This window comes from Sphingomonas sp. GW821-FHT10F11 (assembly GCF_058809095.1).
This window is the reverse complement of record NZ_JBXASH010000001.1, coordinates 646,567-670,530: the sequence shown is the minus strand read 5'-3', so window position 1 is coordinate 670,530 and position 23,964 is coordinate 646,567. Positions and strand designations below refer to the sequence as shown.

Here is a 23,964-nt window from a genome sequence, read left to right as displayed (position 1 = left end):
CCGTCATTCTTCGCTGTCTCTGCCGCCGGCAATGTCCCGGATGATGACTCGCCCCGATTGCGAATCGACCAGGATCTCATCGCTATAGGATGCTTCTTTTTCGCATCCATAAGGCGCCCGCTCCATCAGATTATAGATTGCGAACTGGTCGCGCATTTGCGCGTCTTCGGCCTCCTGCACGATCGCGGTCCAGCGGCGCAGCGCCGCCTGGTTTCCGTTCAGCGCCGCTTTGGTCAGCGATCGCAACACGGCCTGGTTGGCCGGCAACTCGATCGAGCTATCGCCTTCTGTCACGGTCACCGTGCGATAGGCCTCGGCCAGGATCATCGCGCGTGTCGGCCGGTCCGATCCGAGCAAGCGGTCGCCCGGCGCGCCTGTGGCCCGTCGGCCTGGCGGCCGCCCGGCGGGATTACCGGAAATGCCCTTGCCAAAGGGCCGCCCGGCGCCGCGATTGCGCGCCCTTGATTCAACGTTCCGCCCGCTCATGCCAATACTCCAGCCATGGATAGTCCGGCCCTCAAACCAGATTCTGCTGCGCATTTGAATCAAGCGCCGGCTGTTTCGAGCATGGGGTTGGCTGTTATGCTGGCTGTTCCCTGGCTGTTATCGCGGAACAGCCAGCGGAGCGATAACGCACTGATCCGAAACTGGAAATCCGGCTGGCATTTCCAACATAACAGCCAGCAAAAAAATAAATTGGAAATAACAGCGAAGAACGGGAGCTTCCGGCATTCCCCGGCCTCAGAAGACCCCCGGTACGAATCGCTTCACCCGCGCGGCATAGGCGTCATAGTCGGCGCCGAACTGCCCACGCAGCAGCCGCTCCTCATGTCGCACCCGCAGCCAGGTCGCGAGGGCATAGATCGGCGCCGCGACGATCAGGTTGCGGCTATGGCCATAGGCGACGGCCATCGCGATCATGAACAGGAACAAGGCGACGTAGATGGGGTGGCGCACCACCGCGAAGGGGCCGGTCTGCACGAGTTGATGATCCTCACGGGTGCGCGCGACCAGGCTCCAGTTCTTGCCCATCGTCCGCGACGACGCATCGAACAGCCCCACCGCGCCGAGCATCAGGACAAACACCGCGAGCCCCTCGACGATCGCCTTTGGCGACATGGGGTCGAGCAGGACGTCGATCCGGCCATAGCCGGCGATGGCGATGGCAAATCCCTGTACGCCGATCCAGATCCAGGATGCTCGATTGCTGCTCGCATCGGCCACCTTGGGCACCTTGGTCGCCCGGTACCGGGCCGCCATCAGCGCCGTGAAAAAGGCCAGGAAGCCCAGGGCAAGAGCCGCGAGACCCGGCAGTCCGACGGGGTCGATAGGAAACAGGGTCATGGCGCTTGTCCTAGTATTTCGGCTTCCCCGGTGCTGTCTTCCACGCAGTATATTCCTCCAGCGCCCTCGAGCGCTTGAGGATGCGGGCGGCGGGATCGACCACGACATGCGCGCCGGGCGCGACCGCGATGATGTCCTTGCCGCCGGTCATCGCCAGCCGCTCGACCTTGCCGTCGATCTGCACCTCGACCGGCATGGGGAAGGGGAGGCCATCGGGTGCCTTCCAGGCAAGGGTCAGCGTGCCGCCGTTACGCGTCTCGACCAGTTCGGGGAGGGCTGCCTTGCTCAGATAAACGTCGAAGAACCAGCCATAATCCTTGCCCGTCACCTGCTTTACGAAGCCCTCATATTCGCTGGTCGAGCCGAATCGCGGGGAGAAATTGCCCGGTTTCGGATCGAGCCGGCCATAGACGGCGAGTCGGGTCACGTCGCGAAAGGCGGTGTCGCCGATCAGGTTGCGCAGGGTGTGAAGCATCCACGATCCCTTGTAATAAATGTCCTGCGCGGGCCCTCCCTTGGTGAGTTCGTAGACTTCCTCCTCGGTGCGGATCTTGCCCGAGATGAGAGGGTGCAGGTTGGCGATCTTGTTGCGTTGGTCGTCGAGCATGGTCGCATAGCGCGCAGTGCCCTCGCGCCACAGCCCGTAATAAGGCTGCATGTACGAGCCATAGCCTTCATGCAGCCAATAGTCGTCCCAGTTCGCCGCGGTCAGTTGATTGCCGAAATATTCATGCGCGAATTCATGGTGGAACAGCCAGTCGAACCCCTCGGGCGCCTTGGCGTACTCATTGCCGTACGCATTGATCGTCTGGTGCTCCATGCCCTTGTGCGGTGTCTCCACCACGCCAAGCTTTTCGTCACCGAACGGGTAGGGGCCGACCTCGCTCTCGAAGAAGTCGAGGGTCGGGGCGAATTCGGCGAACAGCGCTTTCGCCTTCGCTTCCTCGCCCGGCAGGTACCAATAGAACATCGGGATCTCGTTGCCGAAGCGGCTCTTGTAGACGCCCGAAATCTCCTCATAGGGCCCGACATTGAGCGCGATGCCATAGGTATTGGGCTGGCGGACGCTCCAGTTCCAAATGGTGCGGCCGTCCGGCAGCGTGTCCACGCCGATCAGCTTGCCGTTGGAGGGCGCCTTCAGCCCCTTGGGCACGGTGATGTGCAAGGTGACATTCTCGGGCTCGCCCGTCGGGAAATCGAGACAGGGCCAGAACAGGTCGCAGCCATAGCCTTCCGCCGTGGTCGCGAACCAGGTGCGGCCGTCCGGAGTCTTTGCCCAGACCATGCCGTCGTCCCACGGCGCCTTCACCGCGACGTGCGGCTGGCCGCCATAGGTGATGGTGGCGACGACTCGCTCGCCGGCCGCGACGGTCTTGGGCAGCTTGATCGTCAGCCGGCCGTCGGGGTCGGCAAAATCGCCCTTGGGGATCGGCTTGCCGTCGATCGCGATGGCGCTGGGCGCGATATTCTTGTCGAGGTCGATCACCAGCCGGGTCAGCGGCGCCTTTGCGGTGAAGGTCAGCGTGGCGAGCCCGCGCAGTTCCTGCGTTACCGGGAGCACCTCGAATTTCAGGTCGGCATGGTCGAACTTCAGTTTCGCCTGGTCCGGGTCGATGACGCCGCCCGATCGTTGGGTCTGCTCGGTGATCGCCGGTTCACCCTTTTTCGGGAGGTCGATCGCGGCGGTGAGCGACAATGCGGCGAGCGCCAGGGTGGGTTTCAGGAACATGGGCATTCGTACCTCAGCGCAGGTCTACCGAGAAATGGTCGATCGAAAGGGCGAAAAAGGGGCGGTTGTCCTGGGCGATCGCCAGCCGTTGCGGCCAGCGCACGCCCTTGTCGATCACCGATCCGGCAAAGCGGAGATATTCGCGAATCTGCTTGCCGTCGGCATCCGGTTCGCCGGGCGCCAGCACGGCATAATCGGCCGACAGCATCCTGCCGTCCTTGCCCAGGCGTATGTCGATCGGCGGAAATCCCGTGCGACTGCCATGCAACACGCCGCGCGGCGTCGCCTCCCAGCGCGCGCCGGCCATCAGCATATAGCCATAGGCGCCGAATTGCTGGCGTTCGTTGATCGCGACCGCCGGGGAGAGGTCGGACTGGATTCCCTCGATCACCTTGAAGCCGCGCTCGCCCTCGATCATCAGCGTGCGCATCGCGCTGCGGCCCTCGTTGACCAGCCAGCTGTCGGATCGCCCCCGCACGAACGGCTCGACATAGGTCTCGATGCCCAGGTCGATCGTCCTGTCGCCGGCAAAGACCTTGGCCGTGCCGGCCCATCGGATCGAGCGCACCCGTTCGAGCAGCGCGGGGCCGCCCATCGCTGCCATCGCGCGCTCGACCGGATCGGCCGGCAGGGTGGCCGCCGGCAGGAGGAACGCAGCCGATGTTCCCACTAAAAACGTTCGACGATTGATGGATTGGTCACCAGCACCATATAAGGAAGAACTGGCGCCTCGTTCAGGCGCTGCCGGAGTATTCATGACCCAATCCTACCCCGTCCTGCCGCTTCGCGATATCGTCGTCTTCCCGCACATGATCGTGCCGCTGTTCGTCGGCCGCGACAAGTCGGTCGCCGCGCTCGAAGCCGCCATGGCTGCCGACAAGGAAATCTTCCTCGTTGCCCAGCTTGATCCCGCCGAGGACGATCCCGATCGCGAGGATCTCTACGACATCGGCGTCACCGCCACCGTGCTGCAGCTGCTCAAGCTGCCGGACGGCACCGTGCGCGTGCTCGTCGAGGGCAAGGTCCGCGCGTCGCTGGACACGCTGTCGCCGGCCGACACCTATCTGACTGCCACCGTCCTGTCGGTCGAAGAGCCCGTTGCCGAGGGCAATGAGGTTTCCGCGCTGATGCGCTCGGTCGTCGACCAGTTCGAGAATTATGCGAAGCTCAACCGCAAGCTCCCGGCCGAGACCGCCGTCCAGCTCGGCGAGATCGAGGATGCGTCGCGCCTGGCCGATGCCGTCGCCGCGAACATCTCGGTCAAAGTGTCGGACAAACAGTCGCTGCTGGTCGAATCGGATCCGTCCAAGCGCCTGGAGATGGCGTTCGCCTTCATGGAAGGCGAACTCGGCGTCCTGCAGGTCGAGAAGAAGATCAAGAGCCGGGTCAAGCGCCAGATGGAGAAGACCCAGCGCGAATATTATCTCAACGAGCAGTTGAAGGCGATCCAGCGCGAGCTCGGTAACGAGGGCGAGGAAGGCGAAGGCGACGAGATCGCCGAGTTGACCCAGAAGATCGCGACCCTGAAGCTCTCCAAGGAAGCCCGCACCAAGGCGACCGCCGAGCTGAAGAAGATGAAGACGATGGCGCCGATGTCCGCGGAAGCGACCGTCGTGCGTAACTATCTCGACGTGCTGCTCGGCCTGCCCTGGGGCAAGAAGTCGAAGATCAAGAAGGACATCTCGGCCGCCCAGGCGATCCTCGACGAGGATCATTACGCGCTGGAGAAGGTCAAGGACCGGATCATCGAATATCTCGCGGTCCAGGCGCGTACCAACAAGCTGAAGGGGCCGATCCTTTGCCTCGTCGGTCCTCCCGGCGTGGGCAAGACCAGCCTTGGCAAGTCGATCGCCAAGGCGACCGGCCGCGAATTCATCCGCCAGTCGCTCGGCGGCGTGCGCGACGAAGCTGAGATCCGCGGCCACAGGCGGACCTATATCGGCTCGCTGCCGGGCAAGATCGTGACCAACCTGAAAAAGGCCGGCACGTCGAACCCGCTGTTCCTGCTCGACGAGATCGACAAGCTCGGTCAGGATTTCCGCGGCGATCCGGCCTCGGCCCTGCTCGAAGTGCTCGATCCGGAGCAGAATTCGAAGTTCCAGGATCATTATCTCGAGATCGACATCGATCTGTCGGACGTCATGTTCGTGACTACCGCGAACACGCTCAACCTGCCCCAGCCTTTGCTCGATCGCATGGAGATCATCCGGCTCGAAGGGTACACCGAGGACGAGAAGGTCGAGATCGCCGAGCGTCACCTGGTCGCGAAGCAGATCGAGGCGCATGGCCTGAAGGACGGCGAGTTCACGCTCACCACCGAGGGCCTGCGCGCGCTGATCCAATACTATACCCGTGAGGCCGGCGTCCGCACGCTGGAGCGCGAGATCGCGAAGCTCGCCCGCAAGGCGCTGCGCCAGATCCTCGAAGGCAAGGTGTCGGGCGTGACGATCACGCCCGACAACCTCGCTGACTTCGCCGGGGTGAAGAAATATCGCCACGGTCTCGGCGAGGAAGAGAATCAGGTCGGTGCCGTCACCGGCCTGGCCTGGACCGAGGTCGGCGGCGAGCTGCTGACGATCGAGAGCGTGACCGTGCCCGGCAAGGGGTCGGCCAAGGTGACCGGCAAGCTTGGCGACGTGATGAAGGAGTCGATCGAGACCGCGTTCAGCTTCATCAAGGCGCGCTCGCCCAGCTACGGCATCAAGCCGAGCGTGTTCGCCCGCAAGGACGTGCACATCCATCTGCCCGAGGGTGCCGTTCCCAAGGACGGCCCGTCGGCGGGCATCGGCATCGTCACCGCGATCATCTCCACGCTGACCGGCGTGCCCGTGCGGCGCGACGTGGCGATGACCGGCGAGGTGACCCTGCGCGGCCGGGTGCTGCCGATCGGCGGCCTCAAGGAAAAGCTGCTCGCGGCGTTGCGCGGCGGCATCACCACCGTGCTGATTCCGCAGGAGAATGAGAAGGATCTGGCCGAGATCCCGGCGAACATCCGCGAGGGGTTGACCATCATCCCCGTGGCGCATGTCGACGAGGTGTTGCGGCTTGCCCTGACCGGCCCGCTGACGGCGATCGACTGGACCGAAGCCGACGATCTCGCCGCCCAGCCGCCCGCTGGCGTGGCGCCGATCGGCGGCGAACTCCATCATTAATCAAGTTGTCAAGCAAAGCGGCTTGAATTTCGCCCCTTTAGGCGAAATTTCAGGTCGTTTTGCTTTGACAGCCCCGATTAGAGCCGCCTTACTGTACCACCGGCTATGCGCCGCGACTCATTCTCAATCTATCATTTTCAAGACGGGGGTTCTTTCGGCATGAACAAGCAGGAACTGATCGGGTCGGTCGCCGATGCGTCCGGACTGGGCAAGGGCGATGCCAGCAAGGCGGTCGAGGCCGTGTTCGATGCGATTTCGGCTGCGCTGAAAAAGGGTGATGAAGTCCGCCTGGTCGGCTTCGGCACTTTCTCGGTCAGCAAGCGCAAGGCGTCGACGGGCCGCAACCCGCGCACCGGCGAGCCGATGACGATCAAGGCGTCGTCGCAGCCGAAGTTCAAGGCGGGCAAGGGCCTGAAGGATTCGGTCAACTGATCGACGAATGAGGGCGCCGGGGCTGGACAAGCCGCGGCCCCTTTTCTAAGGCGATGACATCAGGGCGGCGGCAACGCCGCCCTATTCCGTTGGCGGCAACGCCGGCGAAGACATTGCGGCCCCTTTCCCGGGAACCGCGATGGGCGCGTAGCTCAGCGGTAGAGCACACCCTTCACACGGGTGGGGTCACAGGTTCAATCCCTGTCGCGCCCACCAGTTTTTCGAACCCGCCGTTCGCCCAGCGACCGGCGGGTTTTCGCATTTTGTACCCGGCGCTTGGGGCATGGTCATCGATCTGCAACATTGGTCACCAATCTGACATATGACAGTCATCGTAGAGTCTCTGAATCCGCACCGAGGAGTCACGGGCCGTCCCTAGCGGAGGCTCGTGGTCGGCAGGGGGAACACCGAGTCGATCCGGGGAGCGCGTCCGCTCCCACCCACAGATCGAACGGAGACCTTCATGGCCAGCTTCAAGCGCGTTAGCCTCATTCTGTTGACCAGCTGCGCGGCGGCAGCCCTTTCGGGCTGTGGCGCGAGCGACATCGCTTCGCCCGGCGAAGGCGTGATCGTCGTTCCGGCTCCCACCCCGGCTCCAGCGCCGACCCCAACGCCGACCCCGACGTCGCCCGTGCTGGTGACCCCGGCCGCCGCGTGCCCGACCATCCCGGGCCCGGATCAGTTGATCAACGCCGGCACCATCTCCGGTCCGACCGGCGAATATCGCAACTGCGCCTTCCCGGCGCGCTTCACCGCCAACACGCAGATCGCCCGCACCACGGGCGTGATCTATTCGCTGCCGGGCCGCGTCGATGTCGGCACTGATATGGGTGCGGCGAGCACCGGCAACAATGTCACGCTGACGATCGATCCGGGCGTGGTGATCTTCGGCGCGACCGGCGTGTCGTTCCTGGCGGTCAACCGCGGCAATCGCATCGACGCAGTCGGCACCCCGGCGCGCCCGATCATCTTCACTGGCCGCGGCAACGTGACCGGCGCGGCGACCGACGACACCTCGCAGCTCTGGGGCGGCGTCGTCCTGCTCGGCCGCGCACCGATCACCGATTGCCTTGCACCGCTGGCCACTCCGGGCACGGTCGCTTGCGAGCGCGACACCGAAGGCACCAGCAACGCGCTCTATGGCGGCGCTCAGCCGGCCGACAACAGCGGCCGCATGCAATATGTCCAGATCCGCTATTCGGGCTTCATCCTCTCGGCCGCTTCGGAGCTTCAGGGCCTGACCCCCTCGGGCGTCGGCAGCGACACCGTGCTCGACCATATCCAGGTCCATAACAGCTCGGACGACGGTATCGAGATATTCGGCGGCCGTCCGAACCTGAAATATCTGGTGCTGACCGGCAACGAGGACGACAATCTCGATACCGATGTCGGTTACAAGGGCTTCATCCAGTTCGTGATCGCGGCGCAGCGCACCGGTCTCGGCGACGCGATGATCGAGGCCGACTCGGACAATACGCTCGAAGAGAACACGCCGCGCCAGAACACGCGGCTTGCGAACTTCACCTTCATCCAGCGCTCGACCACCGGCGCCGATCTCGCAGCGATCCTGCTGCGCGGCAGCACCGACTATACGATGGTCAACGGCGTCGTCGTCAGCCCGAACCTGGCCTGCCTGCGCATCAGCCGCGCCAACACGCTCCGCGCTGCCGATGCGGCGCTGGACGAGGCCGGCCCGCCGGTGTTCAACTCGATCAATATGCAGTGCGCTGCCACCCCGTTCCTGGGCAATAGCGGTGTTACCAATGCCCAGGTGCAGGCCGCGTTCGAGGCCGGTACCAACAACAGCTCGACCTATACGCCGAGCCTGACCAGCGGCTTCATCAACGGGGCGACCGAAACCGCCCGTCCGGCCTTCGCCGCGGCGACGCTCGGCAGCTTCTTCGTCTCGCCGGGCTATGTCGGCGCGGTCAAGGATGCGACCGACACCTGGTATGCCAGCTGGACCTGCAATTCGGCGACGCTGAACTTCGGCGCGACGAGCAGTGCCTGCACCACCCTGCCGACTGGCTGATCCCGATCGGTTCAAACGGGGCGGCGCCGGTGCGCCGCCCCGTCGTTTCCAAGTAATCTACCCCGGGGGATAATACATGTCGAAGCCGCTCAGCCTGGCGAGCTTGCTCCTCGTTTCCACCGCTCTCGTGTCCCCGGCGGCTTTCGCTCAGACGGTCCCAGGCGCGACGCAGAGTTCCACGCCCGCGGCCGACCCCGCGACCGCCGCAGATCCGACGCCGCAGCAGGAAGAGCAAGCCGACGTCTCCATCCCGGGCGGCGGCGATGATGCCGGCCCCGACATCGTCGTGGTGGGCCGCAACGTGCCCAATGTCGTGCGCGCCACGCCGCAGGTCGCCTCGGTGCTGTCGACCGCCGACATCGCGCGGACGGGCGAGGGCGATATCGCCGGCGCGCTGACCCGCGTCACCGGCCTCAGCGTCGTCGGCAACGGCTATGTCTATGTTCGCGGCCTCGGTGACCGTTATTCGCTGGCATTGCTCAACGGCTCCCCGCTGCCCAGCCCGGAGCCGCTCAAGCGCGTCGTACCGCTGGACATCTTCCCGACCAGCGTGATCGCCTCCTCCTATGTGCAGAAGAGCTATTCGGTCAATTTCCCCGGCGAGTTCGGCGGCGGCGTCGTCAACCTGACGACCAAGGCGATCCCGCGCGATGCCTTCCTGTCGATCGGCACGTCGGTCAGCGGCGATACCGTCACCACCATGCAGCTCGGCTATACCTATGCCGGCAGCCGCCTTGACTGGACCGGTTTCGACAACGGGACGCGCACGCTCCCGACCAACTTCAAGGACGCGCTGAACAGCGGGAAGCTGATCACCGTCGGCTCGGACTATTCGGTCGAGCAGATCGGCCTGCTCGCCTCCAGCCTGGCGAATGCGCGCACGACCGTCCTGCAGCGCAACGACGATATCCCGGTCAATTTCTCGGGGGACGTGTCGGGCGGCGCCTCGATCAATCTCGGCGACACGCTGCTCGGTGTGATCGCCTCGGCCAGCCTCAGCAACACCTGGCGCACCCGCCAGTCGCTGCAGCAGACCGCCGGTGCGGCCGACCTGTCGGTGCCGGACAATAATTTCAATCGCGTGATCACCGACAATCGCGTCGTCGCCAGCGGCCTGCTCGGTCTTGGCCTCGAATTCGACGAGAACAAGATCCGCTGGACCAACCTCTATATTCGCGACACCCTCAAACAGGCGCGGCTCGGCGTCGGCAACCGCTTCATCTCGGCCAATCGCGACCTGATGGTCCAGGACACGGGCTGGTACGAGCGGCAGCTGATCGACACCCAGCTCACCGGCGAGTTCCGCTTCGACAAGCTCAGCATCGACCTGCGCGGCGGTTACGCGAACACGCAGCGCGAGGCACCCTATGAGCGCAGCTTCACCTATGTCCGCACCAACCAGCCGCTGACCTCAGATCCGACGGGCAACAAGTTCGTCAACGATCTGGGCGGCAACAACCAGGAAGGTACCGCCTCGGTATCGTTCAGCGACCTGAACGAGAATCTCTACTCGGGTGGCGCCGATGTGTCCTACAAGATCACGCCGGGTATCACGGCCACGGTCGGCTATGCCTATTCGAATACCGATCGCACCTCGACCCGTCGCGACTTCACCTATCGTGGTTCGAACCTGCCGATCAGCGTGCGCCAGTTGCGCCCCGACTATCTGCTGTCCGACTATACGATCCAGGCATATGACATCGTCCTGCTCGAAACCTCCGGCTCGGCGGGTACCGCGGCGTTCGAGGCCAAGCTTCTCACCCATGCCGGCTACGGCCAGCTCAAGGCTGAGGTCATCCCCGGACTGAAGTTCGACATCGGCGTGCGCTACGAGAAGGCCAAGCAGACGGTGCTGCCGATCAACCTGTTCGGCACGGTCAGCACGGCGATCGTCGAGACCAATCTGAAGAATGATTACTGGCTGCCGGCCGGGACGGTGACCTGGGAAGTCGCCAACAACATGCAGGTGCGGGCGAGCGCGTCGAAGACCATCGCCCGGCCACAGTTCCGCGAACTCGTGTCGCAAATCTATCTCGACACCGACTCGAACCGCCAGTTCCGCGGTAACCCCTCGCTGGTGGACAGCAAGCTGACCAATGCGGAGGCACGCTACGAATGGTTCTTCGGGCGCGACCAGCGCCTGATGCTGGGCGGCTTCTACAAGAAGATCGATCGCCCGATCGAGGCCTTCTCGTCCTTCAACTCGGACGGGTCGGTCAACACCAGCTTCGCCAATGCGCCTGAGGCGACCTTGTACGGTGCCGAGTTCGAGGCGCAGAAGCATTTCGAGCTGGCGGACTGGTTCGGCGGCAATTTCTTCTCCGGCCGCCGCCTCGTGGCGATCGCGAACTACACCTGGTCGAAATCGAAGCTGAAGGTCGAGGCAGGCGACCTCACGGTCGTGAACGGCGTGCCGCTCGCCGCCGCCAATTTCTTTCGCGACGGCGCGCCGATGACCGGCCAGTCGGAGCATCTGATCAACTTCCAGCTGGGCATCGAGGACAAGGACAAGCTGTCGCAATTCACCTTCCTAGTGAACTATGCCAGCAAGCGCGTGACCAGCCGCGGTCCCTCGGGCCAGCCGGATATCTACGAGCAGCCGGGCGTCGATTTCGACTTCGTCGCGCGTCAGGGCGTGAAGCTGTTCGGGCTCGATACCGAACTGAAATTCACCGCGCGCAATATCCTGGGGACCAAGTATCAGGAGTTCCAGGAGCTGGGTGACAACCGAATCTATTACAACCGCTACGATGTCGGTACGAAGTTCTCGCTGGGGATCGGCGTGAACTTCTGATCACGGGATAAAGGGGGAAGCTGGCCCCGGTCGCGTTACGGCGCGGCCGGGGCTCTTTTTGTGCTGGTCGATGCCTAGCCAGCGGCTTGCGCCTCGGCGAGCGCCACCTCGCTCCCGGTTTTGGCCTCGCCGACATTGGGCTCACCCTTGCCGGTCGCGATCAGATCGCGAAGGCTGGCGATATAGGTCGTCCAGCCGTCCATGCAGATATCGTAGCATTCATATTCGGGAACGAGCCCGACATGGGTGAAGCGGACTTCGGTCCCGTCGTCCGTGCGCGCGATGTCGAAGACGATGTCGGTGCCCTTCCACTCGGTCGAGTCCCGGGTGAAGCTGAAATGATTGTCGAGCACGGTCCAGGCCACCTTCTTGCCCGGGACCATCTCGGTCACCATCAGGTCGCACCGGTGCAGGTCGAGCACGCTGTGGGTGAACCTGTCGCCCACCGTGTCGGCCTGGCCGGTGATGCCCTCGGACCACCATCCGCGTACATTGTTGATCGCCGTGACGACGGCGTCGGGGCTCTGGTCCACCGTGAAGCGGGTGGTGAAATTGCGATCGGTCATGATGTGTCTCCATTGCTGAATGATGTTGGTGAAAAGGGGGCCGGCATCGCCGGCCCCAGGTCAGTCGCCCTTGTTCGAAATATGGACGTCGTTGGGGAAAGGCGCGCCGGTTCCCGTCTCGACCGATGCCTTGAGGCTCATCAGGAACATCGCCCATTTGGTGGTGCAATGATGCATGAACTCGCTCGGCTCTCTCCAGCCCTCATGCTTGAACAGGACGATGGTGAAGTCGTCGTCCTGGGCAAGGTCGAAGCTCACCCTGGTGCCGATCCACGCGTCCGGCCCGGCGACCACTTCCCACAGGACGCGTTTGCCCGGATCGAGCTCGAGTATCTTCATGTCGATGAAGCCGCGATCGGCGAAGCGGAAGTGGATGACGCCGCCGACGGCACCGCTGTCGCCCTTGGTGTCATCGGTCCACCAGCCGGCCAGGCCGTCCAGGGTGGCAAGCGCCTTGTAGGTTTCGGCCGGCGACGCTTTGATCGCGACCTTGTGCAGAATATCGGGCATTTCAAATCTCCTTCGGGTTCGGGCCGTCATGCGGCTGACCGATCGAGTAGGGCGAGATGCGCGATGGGTGAGAGTTACAATCGTGGCGGGATTTGAATGGACTCGCTGATCACCGCGGCGGCGCGCGCGCTGGCGACCGGCGATCTCCTCGGGGCGCTGAAGCGGGTGGCGTTGCGCGAGGACGCGCCGGCCCTCGCGCTTCGCGGCATCGCCATGGCGCAGCTTGGCGAACTCGACCGGGCGAAGATATTGCTGAAGCGGGCGGAACGCGCCTTCGGCCCGAAGGAAGCCGTATCGCGCGCAAGGTGCATCGTGGCGCAGGCCGAGATCGCCCTGGTATCGCGCGATCTCGGCTGGCCCGCAAAGACTCTCGCGGCCGCGCGCGCCACGCTGGCAGCGCGCGGCGACATGCTGAACGCCGCGCATGCGGGACATCTCCAGATTCGTCGGCTCGTCCTGATCGGTCGCCTCGGTGAGGCCGAGCAGGCGCTGGCCGATCTCGATCCGCGGCCTTTCCCGCCAGCCTCGCGCGCGGCGCACGAGCTGGTGATCGCGGGAATCGCGATGCGCCGGCTCCATACCGCCACGGCGCGTGCCGCGCTGGCCAGGGCCCGGCAGGCCGCGCGCTACGCGCTCATTCCCGCGCTGAGGGCCGAAGTCGAGAAGGCTTCCCGCCTGCTCGACACGCCGGCGGCGCGGCGCATCGCGCAGGGAGAGGAGCGGTTGCTGCTGCTCGAGGATGTCGAAGCGCTGTTCGCGACGGACATGCTTGTCGTCGATGCCTGCCGCTATGTCGTGCGGCAGGGCGAAGCCAAGGTCTCGCTTGCGACGCGCCCGGTCCTGTTCGCGCTCGCCCGCGCGCTCGCGGAAGCATGGCCGGGCGACGTCACCCGGGATGCCCTGGTTCGCGAGGCCTTTCGCGCGAAGGAGGCCGACGAATCGCATCGCGCCCGATTGCGCGTAGAGATCGGCCGGTTGCGTCAGGAGATCGGCGCGTTCGCGGATATCGTCGCGACTCGGCAGGGCTTCACACTCGTGCCGCATCGCGGGCGCGAGACGATGGTGTTGGCGCCGCCGGTCGACGAGGAACATGCCGCCGTGCTCGCGCTCCTGGCCGACGGCGAGTCATGGTCGAGTTCGGCGTTGGCGATGGCACTGGATATGAGCCAGCGCACGGTTCAGCGGGCGCTCGACGGGCTCGCGGCGGCTGGCAAGGCGCAGCCCTATGGTGGCGGACGGGCCTGCCGCTGGGTCGCCCCGCCGCCCACCGGTTTCACGACAAGTTTGTTGCTCCCAGGTCCGCTGCCGGGCAGCTAATCCGCTCGGGTACGGCAAAGGAAAAGCAGATGAGACAGTCGGCAGCTGAAATCGTTCGCGAATATGGCCCTTTTCCGGGCGTGGAGGCCGTGAACGGCGTTTCCTATGATGGCAAGAATGTCTGGTTTGCGGCCAGCGACAGGCTGAACGCGCTTGATCCGGCGAGCGGGGAGATCGTCCGGACGCTCGATGTCGCCGCGCATGCCGGAACCGCTTTTGACGGCGAGAACCTCTTCCAGATCGCCGAAGACCGCATCCAGAAGATCGATCCGAAGACGGGCAGGGTGCTCGCGACGATCCCCGCGCCTGGCGCCGGTGGCGATTCGGGGCTCGCCTTTGCCGAAGGAATCCTGTGGGTCGGCGAGTATCGCGCCCGGAAGATCCATCAGGTCGATCCGGAAAGCGGCAAGGTCCTGCGCAGCATCGAATCCGATCGCTTCGTCACCGGCGTGACCTGGGCCGATGGCGATCTCTGGCATGGCACCTGGGAAGGCGACGACAGCGACCTGCGGCGTATCGACCCTGAAACGGGTGAGGTTCTGGAACGGATCGAGATGCCCTCGGGAACGATGGTTTCCGGCCTCGAATATGGTAGCGACCGGTTCTTCTGCGGAGGGGGCGACAGCGGCACGGTGCGCGCGGTTCGCCGGCCCGGATAAAGTTAGAGATGCCGGATGGCGGTGTAGTCTGCCCGCTCCATGGCTTGGTCATAGCTCCGCAGCAGTTCGTCGAACTTGGTTCGGAAGCGCAGCGCTTCGCGGGGAAAGGGAATGTCGCTGCCTTGGGCGATGTCGGCCGACAGCAACCAGTCGAGATGGCGTTGGGCTGCATCGTGACGGCCGTTCGTACGCGACGCATCGCGCAGGCGGATCATCGCAGCATCGACCTGCCCGTGCCGTTCCGCCCAGACATCGCTCCATGCCGCACCCTGCTCGGCATAGCGGCGCAGCCACACCAATTGGGGGTCCTTCCGGTCGATCTCGTCCGGCGCGGCAAGAACGACCTGAAGCCGCTTGTACATCAATTCCTGGAACACTTGGCTTCGCTCGGTGCGCCACCGATCGACCAGCGTCGCGTCCGGCGTGGCCAGGTCACCCGTTGGGAAGATCAACCGGTCGGCGAAGATCGGATGGGGGAAGCTCGTCAGGCGGAGTTCGGGAAATTCGAGGTAAATCGCGATCTCGGTAAAGGTGCTCGCCTCGCGCTCGTTCTGGAAACTGCGCTGCGCCATCGCCGCCTGGTTCAACCCCGCGACATGCGGGATTGTCGCGGCGTGATAGATCTCGTGCAGATAGCGCAGATCGCGGATCGCCGGATTGTCGTAGTCGCACAACAGGATCGCGCCCCACCACGGCGAGAAATGCGTCCATTCATGATATTGGTCGGACGCTTCATAGAACAGGCGTGGCACCCGGGCGAAGCGATCGACCAGCCGGTGGATCAACCCGCCGTCGCGGTGCGAGCGGCGGATCGGACCATCGCTCCACAAACTGTCGACGAACGCGTGGATTTCGTCCGCTTCGACCAGAAGGCGCAGGCTGTCGCGACGCATCAGTCGCCTCCGGCGAGCGTTGCCGCCATCCGCGGCGCCATCGCCGGGTCGATCATGACCGTCATGGTAGGAGTCAGGCACAGCCGTACGACACGGTCGCTGCCTTCGCCTCGAAGGACGCTGGCCACCAGCGGCGACGGGGACAGGGGTGGGGGCGCCGTCGCCAGCAGAAGGACATCGGCCGGACGCAGGCCGGGAATGGCAATCCGCTCAGCGACCCTGGCACAAGCCGCAGCCTGTACCGCCTGATATCGCCTCGGCAGGTCGAAGACATGGTGACGCGCCATCATCTCGACGCCCCAGGCAAGCGACTGGAGATTCTTGAACCATTTGTTGCCGAACAGCGATGCGCTTTCGCGTCGCGAGAAGACCCCTCCCACGCGGTGATAATAGCCGCCGAACGGTTTCGAATGGCTGATCACGAACGCGGGGACATTGGGGAAATCGAGCGGCACGAGATAGTCCCGCGCGACGCTGCCGACATAAGTGAGATCGGGAATGACCAGGGCGTCGGGCGCGTCGATTGCCATCTGGGCCACGAAGTCCGGAAAATGCGCCCAGACCTGTCCATCGATCGCCGAAGGCTGGCTGATCCAGAACTGCGCATCGGCGGGAACGTTGCCGGGTACCGTTCGCCATTCATCACGTCGGTGCCGCACCAAGGGCAGGGCGAGCGCCGCCGCGAATGCTGTGAAGCCCTCATATTCGCCATCGAAGACGTGCAGGCTGGGCGTACCACCGGATGCCCGCACGGTGGCGGCATGCTCGGCCATCAGCTTGTAGATGCCCTCGCTTGCCCCCGCAGTAGGATAACGGCTCGGAAACGCTGCGGCGTCGACGCTCACGACTGGTGCCGACCAGGCGAGCCAGCGGTCGAAATACTCCTCGTGCATCGCGTCCTGCTTCTGAGTCCACGGCTCGCGATACAGGTCGAGCCAGTGTTTGCGCCGAGCCGAGTCGAGGGCGGCAGGATCGCCGAGCAAATCCGCCCGGTCGCAACCATCGACGACCCGCGCGAGCGCAGCCTCCGATTCGGGCATTACGAGCGCATAGATCGTGCCCGAGACTCCGGCGGCCAACAGCTCGGCCTTGATGGCGGCCTGGGTATAGGCGGGAAGCGCGTCGTTCATGGGAGCGTCCTAGATGGCGGAGGTTCGCATTGCGTAAATCGCTCCGGTCTGAACGCTCTCCTACGCCCAAGCCCAGGGCTTTTCCCGGAACCACTTGGTGATCACATATTTCACGCCGCTGCGCACCTTCATCCCCTGGTGGATCGTAGCGGGGTTCAGGCTGCCGTCGGGCCGCCGGTTGTTCCACGCCAGCAGCTTGCCCGTCTCCGGCTGGACGATCTTGTCGATGGTCTTGAATCGGGTCGCACCGCCTGCCTCGGGCTCGTTGAGATAGATCATCACCGTCCAGGTGCGGTTGCCGGCCACGCCGCAATAGCGCTCATAGTCCACACCCGACGGTTCGAAATAATCGGTATGGCCCTTGAACTCCTGGCCAACCGCATAGCGCTGACCCTGCATCGGCTCGCCGAAGACCGGGTCAAGGCCGGTAAAGGCCATGATCTTCGCCTCGACCTCGGCCACCACTGCATCGAGCGGGTCGAGATCGCAGGTCTCGCTGGTCCGGAAGGCGGCGTCGCCATTGTCATCGGAAATGGTCGATGGCCGCCGGGTCGAATCGATCCGCGCGATCACCGCCGCGCAGGTTTCGGGATCGAGGAAGGCGCGGCGCAGGAACAGGATCAGCTTCGGGCTCGGCACGCGCTGCACGCCCGGCTTGCCGGTGAGATGCGCGGTCAGTCCTTCCGACGGAAGGCCCGACCCGAATGGGTGGGGCAGGGTGGTCGTTTCGGGGGTATCGGCCATGGCGGCGCTGATGCCAAAAACCGCGGGGCTTTTCCAGCATGACAACCTATACATGTCGTGTCTCGGAAGGTTCACAGGAGCGACCTACGACTGTAACAATCGCCGCCTAGCAGGTTCGCGATCGGGGATTTTTCCGCATGCGTTTGGTTCTGGATGCGCGGGCACGCGCGCTGTTGCGGCGGCTGCCCCGTACCAACGTCTATACGGCGCTCGAGCTGGTGCTGCTTGTGGCGCTTGCGGTGCAGTGTGCCCGGCTGTTCTGGGTGCTGGTCACGCCCGTCGGCGCGCTCGGCCCGTGGCAGCCGGTGCGGCCGGGCTTTTCCGGTTCGCCGACCGCGGTCTTGCAGGGCTTCGATCCCTTCTTCCGGCTGAGCGGAGGCGACAACAAGACGGTCGTGGTGACCTCGCTCCAGCTCAGCCTGTTCGGCACGCGGGTGAACGAGGCGATGGGCGGCGGCTCGGCGATCATCGCCGGCCCCGACGGTGTCCAGCAGAGCTTTGCCGTGGGCGACGAGATCAGCCCGGGCGTACGGCTCAAGGCCGTGGCGTTCGACCATGTCACGATCGATCGCGGTGGCGCCGCCGAGGATTTGTTCCTCGACCAGAGCGGCGCGGTCGAGCCTGTCGCGCCGCCGCCATCCGGCACCACGCCGTCGCTCATTCCGGGTTTGCCGGCACCGCCCAACGCTCCCCCCAATGCACCCGGCCCTAAAGCCGGCTTGTCGCCGGCCCAGCTTCGCGCCGATATCGGCTTCATTCCCCGCGTCGACGGCGGCAAGATCAGCGGCCTGGTCGTGCGCCCGCAGGGTTCGGGCGCCGCCTTCCGCCAGGCCGGCCTGCGCGAAGGCGATGTCATCACCGCGATCAACGGTCGCGCGGTGACGGGCCAGGGCGATATGGAACAACTCGGCGCGCAGATCGGCAGGGGCGGCAGCGTCCCCGTCACGGTCGAGCGCGGCAACGACACCCTTTCCCTCACCATCACGATCGCGGGCCAATGAAAAAGCTGATTCTTGCTCCCGTCCTCGCGGCCGTGCTGGTCGGCACGGTTTCCGCGCAGACGACGATGAACGTGCGCGATGCCGATATCCGCGCCTTCATCGCCGATGCCGCGCGAGTCACGGGGCGGACCTTCATCATCGACGCCCGGGTCCAGGGCAAGGTGACCGTCGTCACCGACCGGCCGCTGTCGCGCTCCGAATATTTTGAGGTGTTCCTGTCGACCTTGCGCGCCAACGGCCTGGTCGCGGTGCCGACCTCGAACGGCGCGTTCCGCATCCAGCCGAGCGACAATTCCGCGTCCCAGCCGAGCCGGATCGGATCGGCCGGCGCGGCACGCAACAGCCTGGTCACCGAAATCGTCCGGCTGCGGGCGATCGATGCTGCGTCCGCCGTCGACACCGTCCGGGCGCTGGTCAGCGCCCAGGGGTCGGTCACCGCCAATCGCGGCGGCAATTCGGTCGTGATCGTCGATTTCGCCGACAATGTGCGGCGCGTCCGCGAGGTGCTGCGCCGGATCGATACCGACAATAATTCGACCCGGGTCATCGCGCTGAAGAATGCCGGCGCGCGCGAGATCGCGACCGCGCTTCAGGCGCTGGTCGGTGCGGGCGGGCAGGGCGCTGCGCCTGGAGGCGGCCAGAGCGTCAGCGTCGTCGCCATCGTCGGCTCGAACTCGGTCGCGCTGCGCGGCGATCCGGCGTCGGTGGCGCGTCTCGCCTCGGTCGCGGAGGATCTCGACCGGCGCGCCAAGAACGGCACCGAGATCAAGGTCGTGTTCCTCGAAAATGCCGATGCCGAGCAGCTCTTGCCCGTGCTGCAGCAGCTCGTCGGCCAGACGCCAAGCCAGCCGACTCAGAGCAACACCCTCTCGCGCTCCAATTTCGGCGGCACCGGCAATAACGACAGCCAGACATCGAGCACGCCCGCGCCCATGCAGCAGGCCGCGCCCGCCGCGGTCAGCGGCGGCACCGGCCAGCCGGCGATCGTCGCCGAGGGTGGCCGCACCGCTGCGGTGGTGACTCGCTTCACCGGCGCCAACGCCATCGTCATCGCGGCGCCCGCCGAAGTGCAGCGTCAGCTTGCCGAGGTGGTCCGCCAGCTCGACACGCGGCGCGAGCAGGTGCTGGTCGAAGCGATCGTCGCCGAGGTTTCCGATGCGACGGCGAGCAAGCTCGGCGTCCAGTTCCTGCTCGCCGGCCTGCCGGGCAGCGGGGTGCCGACCTTCGCCACCTCCTACAGCAATTCAGCGCCGAACCTGTTGACCATCGCCGGCGCGATCGGCGCACGCGAGCTTGCGACCACCACCACCACGGTGAACGGCACCACGACGGTGACGACGAGTGGCAGCGCCGTCGGCGACTCGCTCGCGCAATCGGCGCTCAATTCGATCCTGGGCGCATCTGGCGGCTTTGGCGGCGGCGCGTTCAACATCGGCAAGGATGCGATCTTCGGCGCGATCATCAGCGCGGTGAAGTCCGACACCACGTCGAACCTGCTCCAGGCGCCGTCGCTGACCACGCTCGACAACCAGCCGGCGCGCATCCTCGTCGGCCAGGAGATCCCGATCACCACCGGCCAGGCGCTCTCGACCAATTTCGACAATGCCTTCCGCACCGTGCAGCGCGAGAATGTCGGCATCCAGCTCGAGGTGCGGCCGCAGGTCAATTCCTCCGGCGCGATCAAGCTGTTCCTGCACCAGCAGGTCAGCAGCATCGCGGGGCCGGTCTCGAGCGACAATAGCGACCTGATCCTCAACAAGCGCGAGGTCGAGACCACGCTCACCGTCGACGACGGCCAGATCGCGATCATCGGCGGCCTGCTCAGCGACGACGAGCGGCGCACGATCGAAAAGGTGCCGCTGCTCGGCGATATTCCTGGCCTCGGCCAGCTATTCCGCTCCAAGGCGAAGCAGCGGACCAAGACCAATTTGATGATCTTCATCCGCCCGACCGTGCTGCGCACCCCCGAGGACAGCCGCAAGGTGGCGGAGCGGCGCTATGGCTATCTGCGCCTCCAGCAGGCGGGGCAGAATCCCGATTCCGAGCCTAGCATCGATCAGCTGGTGCGCGACTATATGGGGGCCGCCGCACCGCTGCCGGCGGCGGGGACGCCGGGCGGGATCGAGGATCCGCGTGTCGCGGTTCCAGTGATGCGCAATTCGACCAAAGTCATACGGCCGAGGGACAAGTGATGCAGATCGCCCCAGGCAATCCGGAGGATGCAGTGGAGCCCTTGGTCCTGGCTGAGGGCAGCGCACTGCCCGATCGCATGATCGCGATCCCCTATGGTTTCGCCCGGCGCTTCGGCGTCGCGCTGGAGATCGGCGAGGGCAGCCATTTGTCGATCGCGATGCGCGAAGGGTCGGACCCGAAGGTCCTGCTCGAGCTACGCCGCCATCTTGCCCGGCCGTTCGACGTCAGCTTCGTGACCCCCGAGGATTTCGACCGCCTCCTGTCCGATCGCTACGCGATGGACGGCCAGGCCGCGGCGGTGGCCGCCGGCACGCTGGGGCTGGGCGACGAGCTGGACCTGCTCGCCGGTGATCTGCCGACTGCGGACGACCTGCTCGACACCGCGGACGATGCGCCGGCGATCCGCCTGATCAACGGCATCATCGCCGATGCCGCGCGCAACGGCGTGTCGGACATCCATATCGAACCCTATGAGACCGGCCTGGTCGTGCGCATGCGCATCGACGGCGTGCTGCGCGAGACATTGCGCATGCCGCCGCATGTCGCGCCCGTGGTGGTCAGCCGCGTCAAGGTCATGGCGCGCCTCGACATCGCGGAGCGGCGCATCCCGCAGGACGGTCGTATCGGTCTGACCCTGGGTGGCAAGCTGCTCGACGTTCGTGTCTCGACTCTGCCGAGCCGCGCGGGCGAACGCGTGGTGTTGCGTATCCTCGACAAGGAGAATGCCGGAATCACCCTCGATGTGCTCGGCATGACCAATGCGATCAACACGATGCTGAAGGGTGCGCTGTCCGAACCCAATGGCATCATCCTCGTCACCGGCCCCACCGGCTCGGGTAAGACCACCACGCTTTACGCGGCACTTCGTTTGCTCAACGACGGCAGCCGCAACATCCTGACGGTCGAGGATCCGGTCGAATACGCCATGGACGGCATCGGCCAGACCCAGGTGAACCCCAAGGTCGGCCTGACCTTCGCCGCTGGCCTGCGCGCGATCCTGCGCCAGGATCCCGATGTGGTGATGGTCGGCGAAATCCGCGACCGCGAGACCGCCGAGATCGCGGTCCAGGCGTCGCTGACCGGCCATCTCGTGCTCTCGACCGTCCACACCAATGACGCGGTCGGTGCGATCACCCGCATGCGCGACATGAAGGTCGAGCCGTTCCTGCTCGCATCCACGCTCCGCGCGGTGATCGCGCAGCGCCTCGTCCGCAAGCTGTGCGAGCATTGCCGCCGCCCGGTCCAGGCCAGCGGCTCGGTCTCGGCACTGCTCGGCTTCGATGTCGGCGCCGTGGTTTATGAGCCTGTCGGGTGCGAGCAGTGCCAGGGCTCGGGCTTCAAGGGTCGGATCGGCGTGTTCGAGGCGATCCGCGTCGACGAGACGATCCGCCGCCTGATCAATGACGGCGGCGATGAGGCGATCATCGCCCGTCATGCCTTCCTGCATTCGCCCAATCTCGGCTCCGCCGCACGCCAGCTGGTGCGCGAAGGCCTGACCACGCCCGAGGAAGCCGTGCGCGTCTCGCGCCGCGACATGGCCGATGTCGAAGCGCCGCTGGTGGTGGACGCGCCGACGAATGGCTGATTTCGACTATCTGGCAATCGACACGCGCGGTCGTGAGACGCGGGGGCATATCGCTGCCGAGTCGATCGACGACGCGCGCGTCCTGCTGGATCGGAAACGCCTCTATGTCGTGAAGGTCGAGGCCGGGTCGGGCCCGGCTCCGCGCGGCAAGCCCTTGCTTGCCGATCTGCGCTTCGGCTCGAAGAAGATGAGCTCGAAACAGCTCGCCCTGTTCACTCGTCAGCTCGCCACGCTCAACCGCGTTTCGCCGCTGGAGGAATCGCTCCGCACCATCACCCGCCAGACCGAGCAGGAGACGGTGCGCACCATCGTCTCGGCGGTCCATGCCGGTGTGGTCGAAGGCCGCCGCCTCGCCGAGGCAATGGGCCGCGAGCCAAAAAGCTTCCCGCCGCTCTACCGCGCGATGGTCTCGGCCGGCGAGCGCTCCGGCTCGCTCCCGATCATCCTGGAACGCCTGTCGGTTCTGCTCGAGCGCCAGGCCGAGATCAACAGCAAGATCATCACCACGCTCGCCTATCCCGCCGTGCTCGCCGTGGTCGCGATGGGCGTGGTGACGGCGCTGATGATGTTCGTCGTGCCGCAGGTGGTCGAGCAGTTCGACACGGTCGGGCAGGAACTGCCGCTGCTGACCAGGATCGTGATCGGCATCTCCGCGGTGCTCGTCGGCTATTGGTGGGCGATCCTGATGGGCTTCGCGGTGATCGGTCTGGGCATATGGCGCGCGCTGAAGGACCCGGGCATCAGGCTCGCCTTCGACAGCTGGATCCTGAAGCTGCCGCTGCTCGGCCGCCTGATCCGCGATCTCCACGCCGCCCGCATGGCGCGGACGCTCGCGACGATGGTCGCCAGCCGCTTGCCCTTGCTCGAAGGGCTGACACTCACCGCCGGCACGATCCACAACCGACGCCTCCGGCTCGCCTCGGACGAGATCGTCGAATCGATCCGCGGTGGGGGCAGCCTCTCGGCCGCGATGCGCCGCGCCGGGGTGTTCCCGCCCTTGCTGACCTATCTCGCCGCTTCGGGCGAGACGGCGGGGCAGCTCGACGACATGCTCGAACGCGCCGCCGACTATCTCGAGCGCGAGTTCGACCGCTTCACCGCCACTGCGCTGTCGCTGCTCGAGCCGGCGATCATCGTGCTGATGGGCGGAATCGTCGCGACCATCGTTCTCTCCATCCTGCTGCCGATCCTGCAGCTCAACACGCTCGCCGGCCAATGAGGCCATGATGAGGACTGCCATGAACACCCCCCGCAAACCCGCCACCCGCAAGCGCCACCGCGAAGAGGGTTTCACTCCCGTTCGGCGTTCCGCCGAATACGGCTTCACGCCCGATCGGCGTTCCGCCGAACACGGCTTCACGCCCGTTCGGCGTTCCGCCGAACACGGCTTCACGCTCGTGGAACTGATGGTCGTGATCGTCATTCTCGGCCTGCTCGCGACGATCGTCGCGGTCAACGTCATTCCCAGCGGCGAAAAGGCCAAGGTCATCAAGGCCAAGACCGATATCTCGACGATCGAGGGCGCGCTCGACACCTACAAGCTGCAGAACGACGTCTATCCGTCGACGTCTCAGGGCCTGCAGGCGCTGGTCTCCGCGCCCGCCGGCGCCGATCCGTCGAAATATCAGCGCGGCGGCTATATCAAGCGCCTGCCGGACGATCCCTGGGGCCGACCCTATCTCTATGCCTCGCCCGGCCAGCATGGCGACGCCGACATCTGGACGCTCGGCGCCGACAACAAGGAAGGCGGCGAGGGCGCCGACGCCGATATCGGCAGCTGGCAGTAATTGCGCCAAGCGCTCGCCCTTGAGACGCGGCCATGCCGCAACGATCGCGGTTTCACGCCCGTTCGGCGTTCCGCCGAACACGGCTTCACGCCCGTT

The 23,964-nt window shown here is 65.3% G+C and carries 20 protein-coding genes and 1 tRNA gene; 12 read left to right on the top strand and 9 right to left on the bottom strand.

The genetic code is table 11. The annotated features are described in order from the left end of the window. Positions 1–3: 3 nt before the first annotated feature. From AC1RT8_RS03240 to AC1RT8_RS03225, 4 genes are all read right to left on the bottom strand, one after another. On the bottom strand, positions 4–486 hold the full coding sequence (locus AC1RT8_RS03240; RefSeq protein ID WP_493074148.1) for a DUF5681 domain-containing protein: 483 nt from the start codon (positions 484–486) through the stop codon (positions 4–6). A 255-nt stretch (positions 487–741) separates the two neighbouring features. After that, the gene (locus tag AC1RT8_RS03235; protein WP_493074147.1) at positions 742–1,344 is read right to left on the bottom strand and encodes a methyltransferase family protein; all 603 of its coding nucleotides are present in this window, start codon (positions 1,342–1,344) and stop codon (positions 742–744) included. A 10-nt stretch (positions 1,345–1,354) separates the two neighbouring features. Further along, positions 1,355–3,079 carry a M1 family metallopeptidase gene (locus AC1RT8_RS03230; RefSeq protein ID WP_493074146.1) on the bottom strand — a complete coding sequence of 575 codons (1,725 nt, stop codon included), beginning with the start codon at positions 3,077–3,079 and terminating at the stop codon, positions 1,355–1,357. Positions 3,080–3,086: 7 nt separating this feature from the next. Further along, a complete protein-coding gene (locus tag AC1RT8_RS03225; RefSeq protein WP_493074145.1) occupies positions 3,087–3,743 on the bottom strand; it encodes a hypothetical protein in 657 nt (218 codons plus the stop codon). An 85-nt stretch (positions 3,744–3,828) separates the two neighbouring features. On the opposite strand from AC1RT8_RS03225, the gene lon reads away from it, so the two are divergent. From lon to AC1RT8_RS03200, 5 genes are all read left to right on the top strand, one after another. Then, on the top strand, positions 3,829–6,225 hold the full coding sequence (gene lon, locus AC1RT8_RS03220) for an endopeptidase La (RefSeq protein ID WP_493074144.1): 2,397 nt from the start codon (positions 3,829–3,831) through the stop codon (positions 6,223–6,225). 159 nt (positions 6,226–6,384) lie between these two features. After that, the gene (locus tag AC1RT8_RS03215) at positions 6,385–6,657 is read left to right on the top strand and encodes an HU family DNA-binding protein (protein ID WP_272627303.1); all 273 of its coding nucleotides are present in this window, start codon (positions 6,385–6,387) and stop codon (positions 6,655–6,657) included. A 141-nt stretch (positions 6,658–6,798) separates the two neighbouring features. After that, a tRNA-Val gene (locus AC1RT8_RS03210) sits at positions 6,799–6,873 on the top strand. Between the two features lie 247 nt (positions 6,874–7,120). After that, positions 7,121–8,689: a beta-helix domain-containing protein gene (locus AC1RT8_RS03205; protein ID WP_493074143.1), complete on the top strand. Its 1,569-nt coding sequence runs from the start codon at positions 7,121–7,123 to the stop codon at positions 8,687–8,689. A 76-nt stretch (positions 8,690–8,765) separates the two neighbouring features. After that, complete coding sequence (locus AC1RT8_RS03200; RefSeq protein WP_493074142.1) at positions 8,766–11,483, top strand: TonB-dependent receptor domain-containing protein; 2,718 nt, start codon at positions 8,766–8,768, stop codon at positions 11,481–11,483. A gap of 74 nt (positions 11,484–11,557) precedes the next feature. On the opposite strand, the gene AC1RT8_RS03195 is transcribed toward AC1RT8_RS03200, so the two are convergent. Further along, the gene (locus AC1RT8_RS03195; protein ID WP_493074141.1) at positions 11,558–12,049 is read right to left on the bottom strand and encodes an SRPBCC family protein; all 492 of its coding nucleotides are present in this window, start codon (positions 12,047–12,049) and stop codon (positions 11,558–11,560) included. 60 nt (positions 12,050–12,109) lie between these two features. Then, complete coding sequence (locus AC1RT8_RS03190) at positions 12,110–12,559, bottom strand: SRPBCC family protein (RefSeq protein ID WP_493074140.1); 450 nt, start codon at positions 12,557–12,559, stop codon at positions 12,110–12,112. Positions 12,560–12,655: 96 nt separating this feature from the next. Here AC1RT8_RS03190 and AC1RT8_RS03185 point away from each other — a divergent pair, with 96 nt between their 5' ends. Both AC1RT8_RS03185 and AC1RT8_RS03180 read left to right on the top strand, forming a co-directional pair. Next, entirely contained in the window at positions 12,656–13,876 is a 1,221-nt protein-coding gene (locus AC1RT8_RS03185) for a helix-turn-helix domain-containing protein (protein ID WP_493074139.1), read from the top strand. A gap of 29 nt (positions 13,877–13,905) precedes the next feature. Further along, entirely contained in the window at positions 13,906–14,535 is a 630-nt protein-coding gene (locus AC1RT8_RS03180; RefSeq protein WP_493074138.1) for a Vgb family protein, read from the top strand. Positions 14,536–14,537: 2 nt separating this feature from the next. On the opposite strand, the gene AC1RT8_RS03175 is transcribed toward AC1RT8_RS03180, so the two are convergent. The 3 genes from AC1RT8_RS03175 to AC1RT8_RS03165 are packed head-to-tail and all read right to left on the bottom strand — an operon-like array spanning position 14,538 to position 17,302. Further along, positions 14,538–15,428, bottom strand: coding sequence for a hypothetical protein (locus AC1RT8_RS03175; protein ID WP_493074137.1), 891 nt, complete (start codon positions 15,426–15,428; stop codon positions 14,538–14,540). Beyond that, positions 15,428–16,558 carry a hypothetical protein gene (locus AC1RT8_RS03170; RefSeq protein WP_493074136.1) on the bottom strand — a complete coding sequence of 377 codons (1,131 nt, stop codon included), beginning with the start codon at positions 16,556–16,558 and terminating at the stop codon, positions 15,428–15,430. The genes AC1RT8_RS03175 and AC1RT8_RS03170 overlap by 1 nt, the downstream gene beginning before the upstream one ends. Positions 16,559–16,618: 60 nt before the next feature. Continuing rightward, a complete protein-coding gene (locus AC1RT8_RS03165; RefSeq protein ID WP_493074135.1) occupies positions 16,619–17,302 on the bottom strand; it encodes a prolyl hydroxylase family protein in 684 nt (227 codons plus the stop codon). Between the two features lie 137 nt (positions 17,303–17,439). Between AC1RT8_RS03165 and AC1RT8_RS03160 the strand changes: the two genes are divergently transcribed. Genes AC1RT8_RS03160 through gspG form a run of 5 tightly spaced genes read left to right on the top strand, consistent with a single transcriptional unit; the run spans position 17,440 to position 23,868 of the window. Continuing rightward, the gene (locus tag AC1RT8_RS03160) at positions 17,440–18,303 is read left to right on the top strand and encodes a type II secretion system protein N (protein WP_493074134.1); all 864 of its coding nucleotides are present in this window, start codon (positions 17,440–17,442) and stop codon (positions 18,301–18,303) included. Further along, positions 18,300–20,495: a type II secretion system secretin GspD gene (gene gspD / locus AC1RT8_RS03155; protein WP_493074133.1), complete on the top strand. Its 2,196-nt coding sequence runs from the start codon at positions 18,300–18,302 to the stop codon at positions 20,493–20,495. The genes AC1RT8_RS03160 and gspD overlap by 4 nt, the downstream gene beginning before the upstream one ends. Further along, a complete protein-coding gene (locus tag AC1RT8_RS03150; protein WP_493074132.1) occupies positions 20,495–22,081 on the top strand; it encodes a GspE/PulE family protein in 1,587 nt (528 codons plus the stop codon). Before gspD ends, AC1RT8_RS03150 begins: the two co-directional genes overlap by 1 nt. Continuing rightward, entirely contained in the window at positions 22,074–23,300 is a 1,227-nt protein-coding gene (gspF, locus tag AC1RT8_RS03145) for a type II secretion system inner membrane protein GspF (RefSeq protein WP_493074131.1), read from the top strand. The genes AC1RT8_RS03150 and gspF overlap by 8 nt, the downstream gene beginning before the upstream one ends. Before the next feature lie 19 nt (positions 23,301–23,319). After that, positions 23,320–23,868 (top strand): type II secretion system major pseudopilin GspG, encoded by a 549-nt coding sequence (gspG, locus tag AC1RT8_RS03140; protein ID WP_493074130.1) that lies wholly within the window; start codon positions 23,320–23,322, stop codon positions 23,866–23,868. The last annotated feature ends 96 nt before the right edge of the window (positions 23,869–23,964 follow it).

Coding starts and splice junctions, on each gene's coding strand:
- AC1RT8_RS03195 (WP_493074141.1), bottom strand. CDS start 12,049: ATGACCGATCGCAATTTCACCACCCGCTTCACGGTGGACCAGAGCCCC.
- AC1RT8_RS03185 (WP_493074139.1), top strand. CDS start 12,656: ATGGACTCGCTGATCACCGCGGCGGCGCGCGCGCTGGCGACCGGCGAT.
- AC1RT8_RS03150 (WP_493074132.1), top strand. CDS start 20,495: ATGCAGATCGCCCCAGGCAATCCGGAGGATGCAGTGGAGCCCTTGGTC.
- AC1RT8_RS03200 (WP_493074142.1), top strand. CDS start 8,766: ATGTCGAAGCCGCTCAGCCTGGCGAGCTTGCTCCTCGTTTCCACCGCT.
- AC1RT8_RS03175 (WP_493074137.1), bottom strand. CDS start 15,428: ATGCGTCGCGACAGCCTGCGCCTTCTGGTCGAAGCGGACGAAATCCAC.
- AC1RT8_RS03190 (WP_493074140.1), bottom strand. CDS start 12,559: ATGCCCGATATTCTGCACAAGGTCGCGATCAAAGCGTCGCCGGCCGAA.
- AC1RT8_RS03170 (WP_493074136.1), bottom strand. CDS start 16,558: ATGAACGACGCGCTTCCCGCCTATACCCAGGCCGCCATCAAGGCCGAG.
- AC1RT8_RS03230 (WP_493074146.1), bottom strand. CDS start 3,079: ATGCCCATGTTCCTGAAACCCACCCTGGCGCTCGCCGCATTGTCGCTC.
- gspD (WP_493074133.1), top strand. CDS start 18,300: ATGAAAAAGCTGATTCTTGCTCCCGTCCTCGCGGCCGTGCTGGTCGGC.
- AC1RT8_RS03235 (WP_493074147.1), bottom strand. CDS start 1,344: ATGACCCTGTTTCCTATCGACCCCGTCGGACTGCCGGGTCTCGCGGCT.
- AC1RT8_RS03180 (WP_493074138.1), top strand. CDS start 13,906: ATGAGACAGTCGGCAGCTGAAATCGTTCGCGAATATGGCCCTTTTCCG.
- gspF (WP_493074131.1), top strand. CDS start 22,074: ATGGCTGATTTCGACTATCTGGCAATCGACACGCGCGGTCGTGAGACG.
- AC1RT8_RS03160 (WP_493074134.1), top strand. CDS start 17,440: ATGCGTTTGGTTCTGGATGCGCGGGCACGCGCGCTGTTGCGGCGGCTG.
- AC1RT8_RS03215 (WP_272627303.1), top strand. CDS start 6,385: ATGAACAAGCAGGAACTGATCGGGTCGGTCGCCGATGCGTCCGGACTG.
- gspG (WP_493074130.1), top strand. CDS start 23,320: ATGAACACCCCCCGCAAACCCGCCACCCGCAAGCGCCACCGCGAAGAG.
- AC1RT8_RS03205 (WP_493074143.1), top strand. CDS start 7,121: ATGGCCAGCTTCAAGCGCGTTAGCCTCATTCTGTTGACCAGCTGCGCG.
- AC1RT8_RS03165 (WP_493074135.1), bottom strand. CDS start 17,302: ATGGCCGATACCCCCGAAACGACCACCCTGCCCCACCCATTCGGGTCG.
- lon (WP_493074144.1), top strand. CDS start 3,829: ATGACCCAATCCTACCCCGTCCTGCCGCTTCGCGATATCGTCGTCTTC.
- AC1RT8_RS03240 (WP_493074148.1), bottom strand. CDS start 486: ATGAGCGGGCGGAACGTTGAATCAAGGGCGCGCAATCGCGGCGCCGGG.